This window comes from Corynebacterium sp. HMSC08C04 (genome assembly GCF_001807495.1).
In the GTDB taxonomy this organism is placed as follows: Bacteria; Actinomycetota; Actinomycetes; order Mycobacteriales; family Mycobacteriaceae; genus Corynebacterium; species Corynebacterium simulans.
The window spans coordinates 113,852-127,041 of sequence record NZ_KV789195.1; the positions used below are offsets into that span (position 1 = coordinate 113,852).

10 protein-coding genes are annotated in these 13,190 nt (G+C 62.0%); 7 read left to right on the plus strand and 3 right to left on the minus strand.

Annotated elements, in window-relative coordinates:
- Positions 1-137: 137 nt before the first annotated feature.
- A complete protein-coding gene (locus HMPREF3169_RS01860) occupies positions 138-1,058 on the plus strand; it encodes a ribokinase (protein ID WP_061920878.1) in 921 nt (306 codons plus the stop codon).
- Here the strand turns inward: HMPREF3169_RS01860 and HMPREF3169_RS01865 are convergent.
- Complete coding sequence (locus HMPREF3169_RS01865; RefSeq protein ID WP_070455533.1) at positions 1,055-2,278, minus strand: amidohydrolase; 1,224 nt, start codon at positions 2,276-2,278, stop codon at positions 1,055-1,057. The two genes, HMPREF3169_RS01860 and HMPREF3169_RS01865, sit on opposite strands and share 4 nt — an antisense overlap.
- Before the next feature lie 231 nt (positions 2,279-2,509).
- Between HMPREF3169_RS01865 and HMPREF3169_RS01870 the strand changes: the two genes are divergently transcribed.
- The 4 genes from HMPREF3169_RS01870 to HMPREF3169_RS01885 are packed head-to-tail and all read left to right on the plus strand — an operon-like array spanning position 2,510 to position 7,266.
- Positions 2,510-3,271: a LamB/YcsF family protein gene (locus tag HMPREF3169_RS01870; RefSeq protein ID WP_061920874.1), complete on the plus strand. Its 762-nt coding sequence runs from the start codon at positions 2,510-2,512 to the stop codon at positions 3,269-3,271.
- Positions 3,271-4,824, plus strand: a complete 1,554-nt coding sequence (locus HMPREF3169_RS01875) for a 5-oxoprolinase subunit B/C family protein (RefSeq protein ID WP_061920872.1) — start codon at positions 3,271-3,273, stop codon at positions 4,822-4,824. Before HMPREF3169_RS01870 ends, HMPREF3169_RS01875 begins: the two co-directional genes overlap by 1 nt.
- Positions 4,825-4,833: 9 nt before the next feature.
- Positions 4,834-6,594 (plus strand): acetyl/propionyl/methylcrotonyl-CoA carboxylase subunit alpha, encoded by a 1,761-nt coding sequence (locus tag HMPREF3169_RS01880; RefSeq protein WP_070455534.1) that lies wholly within the window; start codon positions 4,834-4,836, stop codon positions 6,592-6,594.
- A gap of 57 nt (positions 6,595-6,651) precedes the next feature.
- The gene (locus tag HMPREF3169_RS01885) at positions 6,652-7,266 is read left to right on the plus strand and encodes a GntR family transcriptional regulator (protein WP_070455535.1); all 615 of its coding nucleotides are present in this window, start codon (positions 6,652-6,654) and stop codon (positions 7,264-7,266) included.
- 217 nt (positions 7,267-7,483) lie between these two features.
- Here the strand turns inward: HMPREF3169_RS01885 and HMPREF3169_RS01890 are convergent, their stop codons facing one another.
- Both HMPREF3169_RS01890 and HMPREF3169_RS01895 read right to left on the minus strand, forming a co-directional pair.
- Entirely contained in the window at positions 7,484-8,278 is a 795-nt protein-coding gene (locus HMPREF3169_RS01890; RefSeq protein ID WP_070455536.1) for a putative hydro-lyase, read from the minus strand.
- 12 nt (positions 8,279-8,290) lie between these two features.
- Positions 8,291-9,454, minus strand: a complete 1,164-nt coding sequence (locus HMPREF3169_RS01895) for an NRAMP family divalent metal transporter (protein ID WP_096336535.1) — start codon at positions 9,452-9,454, stop codon at positions 8,291-8,293.
- 297 nt (positions 9,455-9,751) lie between these two features.
- Between HMPREF3169_RS01895 and HMPREF3169_RS01900 the strand changes: the two genes are divergently transcribed.
- Positions 9,752-10,915, plus strand: coding sequence for a thiolase family protein (locus HMPREF3169_RS01900; protein ID WP_062035729.1), 1,164 nt, complete (start codon positions 9,752-9,754; stop codon positions 10,913-10,915).
- Positions 10,916-13,099, plus strand: coding sequence for a 3-hydroxyacyl-CoA dehydrogenase/enoyl-CoA hydratase family protein (locus tag HMPREF3169_RS13550; protein WP_070455538.1), 2,184 nt, complete (start codon positions 10,916-10,918; stop codon positions 13,097-13,099).
- Positions 13,100-13,190 lie beyond the last annotated feature (91 nt).

Below are 13,190 nucleotides of genomic sequence, written 5' to 3' on the forward strand. Positions count from 1 at the left end.
ACAAGGCGCCAAAACTTCCCGAAATCACCCCAATATTTGGCAAATTGCACCCTTGCGCCGCCCCAAGCCTGGACGCGGACTCTTAGAGTGGACCACACAAGGGAGCACACAAAAGGCACAAACGCAAAGGAAACTCCATGACTACAAAACAGCCGCGATGCGTAGTCGTCGGCTCGATCAACGCCGACTTGATGATTAGCGTGGAACGCCACCCCACCCCGGGCGAGACATTGATAGGCGGTGGCGGCGACATCCTCGCCGGCGGCAAGGGCGCAAACCAAGCGGTAGCTGCGGCACGCCAAGGCGCCAGTGTCTCATTCGTGGGCGCAGTCGGCGATGATGCGTACGCAGGCCCAGCCATGGAACTGCTAGAAGCATCGGGCGTCGATCTCAGCCACGTCGAACACCTCGATTCCACCACCACGGGCCTTGCGGTAATCGAGGTCGCAGCCGATGGCGAGAACACCATCGTCGTGGTCCCCGGCGCGAATGCGCGGGTAGACGCTGAGTTCGTTCAACAGCACGCGCGGGCAATGCACAAGGCGGACTTGGTGCTGCTACAGGGCGAGATTCCCGCCGCAGGATTCCAGAAGGCGGTCGAACTCGCACGCGCGGTAGGCGCCCGCGTGGTGGTGAACCTGGCGCCGGTGGTGGACGTCGATAAGCAGGCGCTCCTACAGGCAGACCCACTCGTGGTTAACGAACACGAGGCGGGGTTGGTGCTCAAGCAACTGGGGGCGCAGACGCCGGGCGATGAACCAGAAGAACTCGTAGAATGCCTGCGCGCCGAAGGCTTTGCCGCGGTGGTGTTAACGCTTGGACCGCACGGGGCCATCGTGGCGGATGCCGAGGGCACCACGCCGATTCCCACCCCACAGATCAAAGCGGTGGACACAACGGGCGCTGGCGACGCGTTCACAGGCGCGCTCGTGGCGAAGCTCCTACAAGGGGCCACGCTTACCGACGCCGCCCATCACGCCGCCTGCGTCGGCGCCTTCGCCGCGCTGGGCCGCGGCGCCCAGCCTTCCTACCCGGATCTAAAAGCGCAGCTTCCTTAAACCGCCAGCCAAGGGCAAAGCGCAGCAACCGTGGCCTCGGCACCTGCTTCCAGGGTGGGGTGCAGCTCAGGGACGAACTGCGGAGAGTGATTGCCCGGTGCATTCTCCGGAGTTGGGAAGCCGCCGACAACCCAGAAACAATACGGTGTGCCAAAGGCATTCGGGATATCCGGGAAATCCTCAGAGGCCACGAGAGGCGCGAAGGTCTCCGTGCGCTCCTCCCCCAACAAGGTCTGCATAGACTCGGTGACCTTGGCAGTTACATCGCGGTCATTGTCCAGCACTGGGAAGCGATCGGAGTATTCGAAGGAAGGCTCCGGCGCGCCCGCCGCGGCGGCCTGATTGTTCACGATGCGCTCGATCGAGGCATGAATGTGGTCTTCGACTTCCTGCGAGTAACAGCGGGTATTGAGCTCGAACACGACTTTATCCGGAATCACGTTGGACTTCGTGCCGCCGTGAATCGTGCCCACGGAGACCACCGCGCGCTCGCTGGCCGGTAGCTCACGGGAGACAATTGTCTGCAGCTGCATGATGATTGAGGAGGAAAGCACGATTGGGTCGACGCCCTTCTCCGGCATGGAGCCATGCGAGCCGACGCCGCGCACAGTTACCTTCACAGTGGAAGCCTGGGAGAAGCTAATGCCCTCGTTGGTCGCAACATGCCCCAGCGGCAGCGCGCCCATGACGTGCTGGCCCAGCATGACATCGGGGACCGGAATCTTGCCCGTGATTCCCGCCGCAACCATGTCCTTGCCGCCCTCGGCAATCTCCTCGGCAGGCTGGAAGACTGCCTCGAAAGTGCCGGACCACTGCTCGCGGTTTTCCGCCAGATAAGAGATGGTGGTCAAAAGCCACGTGGTGTGCATGTCGTGGCCGCACATGTGCCCGACCGGCACCTCCTGGCCAGTCTTGTCGGAGACCTGAGTGGCAGTCGAGGCGTACTCAACACCGGAGTCTTCCTTGACTGGCAAGCCGTCGAAATCGGCACGCATCGCCACGGTTTGGCCATCGCCGTTGCGCAGGATTCCGACGACGCCGGCTCCGACGTCGACTACCTCGACGTCGCCAAGCGTCTCCAGCTCTTTGATAATCCGTGCCTTGGTTTCGGCCTCCTGCAGCGAGAGCTCTGGGTGCTGGTGGAACCACTTATAAAGCTCCTCACGCTGCGCCTTGGTCTTTTCCAGATACGTTTCCAAAGATTCATACAGCTGCGTCATAGATCTCACCTTATGCCTGCCCGGTCACCGGTTGCAGAGAACGCACTCTTGACGCCGCATCCCCCGCCAACCCCACCACCGTCATCATCGGGGGGTAGTCACGCACATCGACGCGCCGTGACTACCCCCGCCTTTCCTTAAAAATGGCGTCCCACTTCACAAAGTGACGTGACGCACGATACACTATCCGCCTATAGATTGTTGAACAATTTTAAAAGGGGATTTGAGTGTATGAGCCAGCTCTTTATTGATCTCAATGCCGACCTCGGCGAGACCACCGCAGGCAATCCAGTCGCAGACGACGCAGCGATGCTCAAACTGGTCTCCTCTGCCAACGTCGCCACCGGCTTCCACGCGGGTGACCCGCACTCCATCGCCGGCACCGTCCGCGCAGCCAAAGAGGCGGGCGTCGTCGTTGGTGCACACGTGGGCTACAACGACCCAGCCGCGTTCGGCCGTCGCTTCATCGACTACAACCCGGCTGAGTTGGCAGACGAAGTCACCTATCAAATCGGCGCGCTTGAAGCGCTGGCCCGCGCACACGGCACTCGCGTGAGCTACGTCAAGCCGCACGGCGCGATGTACAACGCCATCGTTTACCACGAGGCCCAGGCCAAGGCAGTCATCGACGGCATCAAGGCCTTTGGAGATATCCCGGTCATGCTACTGCCGGGCGGCGTGGCAGTCGAGGTCGCCGAGGCACGCGGCCTGACTGTAATCCGCGAGGCCTTCGCCGACCGCAACTACAACCCCGACGGCACCCTGGTCTCGCGCACACAGGACAATGCTGTGCTGCACTCGGCAGACGACGTCGTAAGGCGCGTTCTCGAGGTGGCAGAAACCGGCGCCATCACCGCCATCGACGGCAGCGTCCTTAGCGTAGATGCGCAGTCCGTTTGCACCCACGGCGACTCCCCGGGCGCCGTGGAGATGCTGCGCGGCGTGGTAGCCGAGCTGGATGCCCGTGGCATTGAGATCCGGAGCTTTATCTAATGCACATTCACCCCGTAGGAACCCGCGCGTTGCTCGTGGAGTTGGATGACCTTTCCCAGGTCATGACCTGGCACGAGGCACTTACTGCGCAGCCACTGAAAGACCAAGTCGATGCGATTGCCGCAGCGACTACCCTATTGCTCACCTTTAATACCCCGAACTCAGCGCATGCCGCCGCCGAATTCTTGGAGGATTTCCACCCTTCCGCACGCTCCGTGGAGGAGCCACGCTTAGTGGAGATCGACGTGCTTTACGACGGCGCGGATCTGGACGAAGCTGCCGACCTACTCGGTATGTCCCGCGAGGGGCTCATCGACTGGCATACCTCGACCGAGTGGCTTGCTGCCTTCGGCGGCTTTGCCCCAGGCTTTACGTATTGCACCCCGGCAGATGCCTCCCGCGGCGTCGACATCCCGCGTCGCTCTACCCCGCGTACCGCGGTGCCAAATGGTGCGGTAGGCATCGCCGGTAACTTCTCCGCGGTCTACCCGCGCGTCTCCCCCGGCGGCTGGCAGCTGCTAGGCACCACCTCGACCCCGATGTGGGAATCGGATGCGCAGCCGCCGGCGCTGGTGCAGCCCGGCGACCGCGTGCGCTACCGTGCCGTCAGCTCCCTGCCAGACATCGTGTCCACCACCCCGTTTGGCCGCCGTACCCCGGCGCGCCTGCCACGTATGGAAGTCATCGACCCAGGCCTTGTCACCCTCTTCCAGGACCAAGGCCGCCCGGGCCGTGGCAACTTAGGCGTTACCCCTTCGGGCGCGGCTGACCAGGCAGCAGCGGCCACCGCCAACGTCGCGGTGGGAAACCCGCGCGGTGCGACGGTGCTGGAAAACATCGGCGGTATTCGCTTGCGTGCCCTCACCGATACCGTCATTTGCGTCACCGGCGCCCAAGCCCGCGTGGTCCTCGAGGAGATGCCGGTGCACCTCGCGCGACCCGTGCTAGTTACCGCGGGTTCCACCGTGCGCGTCGAGCCCGCCACCTACGGCATGCGCTCGTACATCGCCATCCGCGGCGGCATCGTTGCCGATAGCGAGTTGAGCTCCGCGTCCACCGACGTGCTCTCCGGGCTGGGCCCGGCGCCGGTGCGCCTAGGCGACATCATCGGCGTGTTGCCGCGTTCTACCGCCATGACCGACGCGCAGCTAACGAACCCGCTGCGCGTGACCGAAGGGTCCCGTGGCCAGACCGAGGGCGTGCTGCGCTGCGTGCTGGGCCCGCGTGATGACTGGTTCACCAAGGAATCCCTCGAGAAATTCTTAAATACCGAATGGGAAGTTACTCCACAGTCCAACCGCGTCGGCCTGCGTCTTAGGGCCAGCGACGATGCGACCTTGTCACGTGCGCGCTCCGGCGAGCTCCCGAGCGAAGGAATGGTCGCCGGCTCCGTCCAGGTTCCGCCATCGGGTGAGCCGGTAGTCTTCCTGCGTGACCACGCCGTCACCGGCGGCTACCCCGTTATTGCTACCGTCCTCGAAGAAGACATTGATATCGCCGCACAGCTTCCACCGGGAGCCACGGTCCGCTTCGAACTCGCTACAACTATTTAAAGGTTAATCATGATTTCTGCAGTCCTTATTGCAAACCGCGGCGAAATCGCCGTCCGCATCGCTCGCGCCGCCCGCGATCTGGGCATTCGCTCCATCGCCATCTACTCCGAGGCAGACGCAGGCGCCCTACATACCCGCGTGGCCGACGAGGCCTACGCCCTGCCCGGCAACACCGCGGCCGATACCTATATGAACGTCCCGGCATTGCTAGACATTGCGGTTCGCGCCGGCGCCGATGCCATCCACCCGGGCTATGGCTTCCTTTCTGAAAACGCTGACTTTGCCCGCGCCGTCGCCAGTGCGGGCCTGACCTGGATTGGCCCAACCCCGGAATCCATCGAGCTGCTCGGTGACAAGATTGCGGCCCGCCGCGTGGCCGAGGAGGTCGGTGCTCCTCTGGCACCGGGCACCTCGGATCCGATTGATGACTGGCAGGAGGCCCGGGCCTTCGCTGAAAAGCACGGTCTGCCGATTGCCATCAAGGCTGCATATGGTGGCGGTGGACGCGGCCTGAAGGTCGTGGAAAACCTGGAAGACATTGAGGCGGCCTTCAACTCTGCAGGCCGCGAGGCTAAGGAAGCCTTCGGCCGCGCAGAGTGCTACGTGGAAAAGTTCCTGACTCACCCACGCCACGTCGAGGCGCAAATCCTCGCCGATACCCACGGCAACGTCGCCGTGCTCGGCACCCGCGATTGCTCCACGCAGCGCCGCTTCCAAAAGCTCATCGAGGAAGCCCCTGCCCCAGCGCTTAGCGACGAACAGCGCAAGGGCATCCACGAAGGCGCACGCGCCATCTGCGCCAAGGTGGGTTACACCGGCGCTGGAACCGTGGAGTACATCGTTTCTGAGGACGGCACCATCTCCTTCCTCGAGGTCAACACCCGTGTGCAGGTTGAGCACCCAGTCACTGAGGTGGTCACCGGCGTCGACATCATTGCCGAGCAGTTCCGCATCGCAGCGGGTGAGCCACTTTCTATCTCGACTGATCCGGAATCCACCGGCCACGCTTTCGAATTCCGCATCAACGCCGAGGACATCCTGAACGGCTTTGCGCCATGCCCTGGCACCATCGTGCGCTTTGAGCCGCCGACGGGCCCTGGCATCCGCGTTGACGCCGGCGTGCGCTCCGGCTCCATCGTGCCGCCATACTACGACTCACTGATTGCCAAGCTGCTGGTGTGGGGCCCAACTCGTGAGATCGCCCTGGCTCGTGCAAAGCACGCGCTCGAGGAGTTCGATATCGAAGGCGTGCGCACCGTCCTGCCTTTCCACCGCGACATGGTCTCCTCCCAGGTCTTGGCCGATCACGGCGATGCTGAGGCACAAGCCGGTATCTACACCGACTGGTTGGACCACAACTACCGCCCTTCTGCAGAGGCTACGAGCCACATCGCGCCGGTGGAAGCCATCTATGCCAAGCGCACCCAGGTGGCCATCGAAATCGACGGCAAGCTGGTTAGCGTTGGTCTGCCAGAGCGTCTGCTTTCCGGTGTGACTGCCGGCGCTGCACCATCTGGCGCGGCAGGCAACGCAGAATCTGCCGGTGAGGGCGACAGCACGGAGGGTGCTGTCACCGCGCCTTACGACGCCAACCTCGTGGCCTGGAACGTTGCCGACGGCGACACCGTCGAAGAAGGCGATGACATCGCCACCATCGAGGCTATGAAGATGGAATCTGTTGTAAAGGCTCCACGCGGCGGCACCATCAAGCTGTTGGCCAAGGAAGGCGACCGCTTGGATCCGTCGAAGGTTATCGCGACTATCGACTAGTGGCCGTGACCTTCTTTTTCGAGCGGCCTCCGCACCCAATGAGTTAAGCTGTCTGGCATGCTTTCTCAGTCCGTGGCGTCGAGAATTCGCGATGGCATCTCGGCCGGCGAGTTCATGCCTGGCCAACAGCTCAGCGAGGTGAAAGCCGCTGAGCGCTTCTCTTGTTCCCGCAATACTCTCCGCGAGGCCTTCACCGAGCTCGCTGCGCAGCGCCTCGTGGAGCGCATCCCTAACCGAGGCGTCTTCATTGCGACGCCGGATGCCGATTACGTGCGCGACCTGTTCATCGCACGCGCCGCTATCGAGCCATCCGGTGTGCTGTGGGGCGAATTCGCCGACCCAGCAGCGTTGATTGAGCTTGTCACTTCTGCTCGCGCCGCGCAGGAACGCGGTGAGGACCAAGAAGTATCCAACATCAACCAGCGTTTTCACCGCACGCTGGTGGCGTCGCTTAAATCCCCGACGCTTAACGAGCAGATGAACAACCTGCTCGCACGGATGCGGCTGAGCTTCTTGCTCGTCATCCCGCGTTACCCCACCTTGCATGCTGAGCACATTGAGGGAAACATTCGCTTGTCCCAGCTCGTTGCCGAAGGAAAACGCGAAGAAGCTGCCGCGCTCTTGCACGACAGCTTGCTGCGCACCTGCGAGAAGATGCTCGCGGTCATCTAGCTTGGGGTGGCTTGGCGGGGCGGCTTCCCTGCCCCCCATTGCAGTTTGGTCCCATAGGTTGGGTCCCTTTGTGGGGTAAAGGGACCAGTAAGCCGAGTTTTCCGGCACCGGCCACTCGTAAAGAAACCCAACCAATAAAACCCAACCAATGGAACCAAACCGCGCGGCCGGTCGTAGCAGTTGTGGAGGAAGCCGCAAGCGCAGCCGCAGACCGGGCTTAAGGCACCTGGTAGTCCACGTCACGCGCGTCGGTGACGAGCATCTTGCCGGGCTGGTGGGTAATCGCCAAGCGCGGCTTCGAGTTCATCACCACTGCTTGTGGTGTCACGCCGCATGCCCAGAACACCGGGATGTGACCCTCTGGGATGTCCACGGCGTCGCCGAAGTCAGGCCGCGAAAGATCCTCAATGCCAATAGCCTCAGGGTTGCCCACATGCACCGGCGCCCCGTGCACCGACGGGTAACGCGAGGTAATGCGCACGGCGTCGGCAACCTGATCTGCGGGAATCGGCCGCATGGAGACCACCAGCGGTCCGCTGAAAATGCCTGCCGGCACAGTCGCGATGTTCGTGCGGTACATCGCGACGTTGCGCCTTTGCTCGATATGGGCCAGCGTGATGCCATTTTCCTGCAGCGCTGACTCAAAAGTGAACGAGCAGCCGATGAGAAACGCAACCATGTCCTCAGTCCAGAACTCGGTGGCGTCTTCCACAGAATCGGTCAGCTCACCGTCGCGGAAGATGCGGTAGCCCGGAATGTCAGTGCGGATGTCGCCACCGGCGAGCAGTTCCGAGCTGTATTGGCCCGCCTCCAATACGCCCACAATCGGGCACGCCTTCGGATTACGCTGAGCAAACAGCAGGAAGTCGAATGCGTATTCCTGCGGCACGGCGAGCAGGTTCGCCTGCATGAAGCCGTCAGCGAAACCTGCCGTGGTCACCATCTGATTCTGCCGTGCATGCGCCCGTACGTTAGCAGGCTGCATCGAGGAAGAGTGCGCTGTGTAAGACATCGACTATGGCCCCTAAGCCCAGAGCTTCATGATTCCGGAGAAAGAGTTAAAACCGATGTAGAACTCTAGGAGCAGGGCCAAGGTTCCCAGCACCAGCAACCAGGTGGGGTACTTGGAATCGCCGAGGAGGTCGCGGCGTCGGTAAGCAACCCACATCACCATCGCAAACGCGATAGGCAAGATGATGCCGTTGAATGCGCCGGCGAAAATCAGCAGCTTCTGCGGAGCGGAGTTTAGAAGCAGGAAAAGCAAGGTGCAGACCGCAATGAAACCAACGGTCAGGAAGTTGCGGGTACGCGGGGCGACCTTCTGTGTGGTCACGAAGGAGATCGAGGTATAGGACGCACCGATGACCGAGGACAGGCCTGCCGCAAAGAGCACCACGCCGAAGGCACGCAGGCCGAACTCGCCGGCCGCCTGACGGAACGCATCTGCCGCGGTGTTGTCCTCAGACAGTGCTACGCCAGTACTGACGACGCCGAGGACCGCCAGGAAGAGCAGCACACGCATGATGCCGGTGATGATGACGCCCATGACGGAGGTAGTGGTGATGTTCTTGATGTGCTCGCTACCAGACATTCCACTGTCGATGAGGCGGTGTGCACCGGCGAAGGTGATGTAGCCGCCGACTGTACCGCCGATCAGCGTGGTGATGACGAAGAAGTCAATCTCTTCTGGCATCACAGTGTTTTTGAGCGCCTCGCCTACTGGTGGCTGGGAGACGATGGCAACGTAGAGCATGAGCAGAATCATGATGGCGCCGAGGGCAGCCACCAAGCGGTCAAGCGCGATGCCGGCGCGCTTGGACAGGAAGACGAAGACGGCAATCGCCGCTGCGATGACGCCGCCGATTCGGGCATCGATGCCAAGCATCGCGTTAAGGCCAAGACCCGTGCCGGCGATGTTGCCGATGTTGAAGACGATGCCGCCCAAGAAGACGAGCACCGCAAGGAACCAGCCGAGGCCTGGCAGAACGGTGTTGCCCAGTTCGTTTGCACGCATGCCGGAGACGCACAAGACACGCCACACGTTGAGCTGAATCGCGATATCCACGACGATGCTCAACAAAATGGCGAAGGCGAAGGCCGCGCCCATCTGGACGGTAAAGACGGAGGTCTGGGTCAAAAAGCCTGGACCAATGGAGGAAGTGGCCATGAGGAACATGGCGCCGGCCATGGCACCAATACCCTTGGGCGGGTTTTTGACGGCTGCAGCTGTTTCAGCACTCACTAGACTGTCCTTTCGTGACGCGGGTCGCATCGTTATGTGATGTGCATCATCTTAAGGTGTTGTTGAACAATTTGGAAAGAAAAACGGTCATTCACTCTAAATCTGCAGTTCACAGCCTTATGGGCAGGTACCCCCTCTACCCCAGCCCACCAACTTTATTTCCAATACACCATTGCACATTCCAGAATTGTGACCTAGGATTCATCTTTAACTAATAGTGATTCGTATTCTTAGGGGCTACACATGACCAAGAATGTCTACATCGCCAGCGCGGCACGCTTGCCCATCGGTAAATTCGGTGGCAGTCTCTCTCGTCTATCACTGACGGAACTCGGCACGCTCGCTTCTCGCGAAGCGATTGACCGTTCGGGAATTCCGGCCGCAGACATCGATACGACAGTGGCTTCCAACGTCCTGCCGGTAGTTCCGAGCGATCTCTACATCGGCCGCAAAATAGCCCTCGGCATTGGGATGCCGGACTCCTCAACCGCGCTCGGAGTCAACCGTTTGTGCGGCTCAGGTGTCCAGGCAATTATCTCCGCGGCCCAGCTTCTGCAATCTGGTGACGGCACCACCGCCCTAGTCGCCGGCGTCGAGTCCATGAGCCAGGCGCCCTATTCCGTCGACGGAATGCGCAGCGGCAAGAAGATGGGTGACGGCAAACTCTACGACTGGCTCACCGGCGCGCTGTCCTGTCCTTTCGGGACAGGCCACATGGGTGTAACGGCAGAAAATATTGCCCGTGACTACGGTATTAGCCGCGAGCGCCAGGACGAGTTCGCAGCGGAATCACAGCGCCGCGCCGCGGCGGCGCAAGCAGAAAACATCCAAGCCGAGGAACTGGTCCCCGTAGGCGACCTGGATTTTGATGAACACGTGAGGCAGACGAGCGTCGACAAGCTGGCGCGTCTCAAGCCGGCCTTTGCCAAGGATGGGACCGTAACCGCAGGCAATGCCTCCGGCATTAACGACGGCGCGGCCGCAGTGGTGCTCACAGGCCAAGAGGAGCTGGAGTCGCGGGCGCTGACGCCACTGGCGAAGATCGTCAGCTGGTCCATCGCCGGCGTCGACCCCACCCGCATGGGCCTGGGGCCCATCGCCGCGGCGCCGAAGGCCCTGAACAAAGCCGGCCTAAAGCTGGACGATATCGATCTCATCGAGTCCAACGAAGCCTTTGCTGCCCAGGCCATCGCGGTGCAGGACGAGCTTGGTTTCGACCCGGCTAAGACGAACATCTACGGCGGTGCCGTCGCCCACGGCCACCCGGTTGGCGCCACCGGCGTCATACTTGTCACCCGCTTGGCTTATGCGCTGCGCCGCCTAGAAAAGCGATATGGCCTGGTCACCATGTGTATCGGCGGCGGGCAAGGCATCGCGCTGATCATAGAGAACGAAGGAGCGAAGTAAATGTCAATCACAAAGGTTGCCGTCATCGGAGCGGGTTCCATGGGCTCGGGCATCGCGGCGCTATGTGCGTCGGCAGGCCTCGACGTCGTCCTGCTCGATCAAAACGCCGAGTCCGCGCAGAAAGGCGTCGATATACAGTTGAAGCGCCGCGGCTTTTATCTCCCCCAAGACACCGAACGCGTGCGCGTTTCCGCCGACTATGCGTTGTTAGAAGACCGCGATTGGATCATCGAGGCTATCTTCGAGGACCTGGGAGCCAAGCACTCCTTGTACCAAGCCATCGAGCCGCATCTGAAGCCTTCAGCGATTCTCAGCTCGAATACCTCCACCCTCCCGCTCGCTCGCCTCAAGGACGGCGTTCCGGTCGCACGCCAGGAGCGCTTCGCCATCACTCACTTTTTCAATCCGCCCAAGGTCATGCGCTTAGTCGAGCTCATCGCTTCCGGCGAGACCGAGGCCACGCTGCGCTCGACTATCGAACAAACCCTGGGCAAGATTGCGCTCGAGTGCCGCGATACCCCGGGTTTTATTGCCAACCGTGTGGGTTGCTATTGGATGGCAGCCGGCGTTGCCCTTGCACGCGAGTTCGGCGTGAGCTACGAGCTTGCCGACGCCTCCTTCGGCCGCGCCTTCGGCATCCCCCGCACCGGCATCTTCGGGCTACTCGACTACATCGGCCTGCAGTTGGTGGGGCCTATCTGGAACTCATTAGAAACCGCGCTGCCTGCCAACGACCCGATGTTGAAGGTTCCGCTCGGCAAGGATGCTTTCATCGCGGGTCTGGTCGAGCGCGGTTTGACCGGGCGCACTGGCGAAGGCGGCTTCTACCGCGGGCGCGACGAGGTCATCAACTCCGACTATGAGTACGTGGCACGCACCCAACCGGACGACCCAGTCATAGGGCTCAAGGATCCGCGCGAGGTCATGGACACAGATTCGCCGGGCGGCCGCTTTGCCCGCGCGGTTTTCCTCGATACGCTGCGCTATTGCTGCGAGGTAGCGCCGGAAATCGCCGCGCACGTCGGGCTTATCGACGACGGCCTCACCCTCGGCTTCGGCTGGAAGAAGGGCATCTTCGCGCTTGCCGACGCCATCGGCATCGAGTGGGTTGCCTCCGCCTACGGTGACGACGTGCCGGCGTTGGTAGACGCGGCAGCCAAGGCAGGTGGATTCTTTGCTGACGGTCAGGTGCTTAGCGCTGACGGCAAGCTGCAGCCACTGCCTGCCCGCGAGGGCGTCGAGAGTCTGCGTTCGCTGCCGCTGGAGACCGTGGTGTCGTTGCCCGCCGGCGCGGTGCATGCTTTAGAAACCGAAGCGGGACGAATCGGCATCGTGGATTTCCATACCCCGATGAACTCGTTGCCTTCCACCGCTCTTGAGGTCATTCGTGCTGCGGTCTCTGCGGTAGACGAACACGGCTTGCAGGCGCTAGTCGTGGGCAACGATGCACCGGTGTTCTGCGCGGGCGCGGACTTGGCTTCGATTGCCGCGGCTGGTGAGTCCGGCTCTGCTGAACGCGTCAAAGAGCTCATTGCAGACGGCTCAAACACGCTGCGCCAGCTGAAGTTCGCGTCGGTTCCCGTGGTCGCGGCGGTGCGCGGTGTTGCCCTGGGCGGCGGCTTAGAGCTAGCCCTTTCCTGCGACCGAATCGTGGCGCACGCAGATAGCCAGCTGGCTTTCCCAGAGCTCAACGTGGGTCTCTATCCGGGCTGGTCGGGCACCATATCCGCGCTGGAGCGTCTCCGCGCAGCTGGCGTGGCCGACTACCACCAGAAAGCCTTCGACTTCATCACCTCGACCAAGCCCTTCCCCAACGCTTTCGTGGCCAAGGAACAGGGCTTCCTCGCGGCAGACGACGTCGTATTGATGTCCCCTGACCACGTCCTGGCGCGTGCCATCGCGGAGACGGAGTCGCTCATTGAGGGCTACGCCCCACCTGCCGATGACGCGATTGACCTTTACTCCGGCCCTGCCCTCGACCGCGAGTGGCCCCTGGAGAATGCCACTGAAAACGACCACGTCATCGCAGCAAAGTTGGCGCAGATGTACACCGGTGAGGGCTCGCTGAGCTTTAACCAGTTCGCCGAACGTGAGGTGGAGTTCGACGTGCCGCTGGTGTTACTGCCCGCGAACGTCGAGCGCGCCAAGCACATGGCGGCGACGCGTAAGCCGCTGCACAACTAGCCCGCGGACCTGTCCCCCACCGGTCGGGCCGCTGGTCAGCCGGGGCCCGTCCCAACCATTCTTTCGGATTGGTCCCATAGGTTGGGTCCCT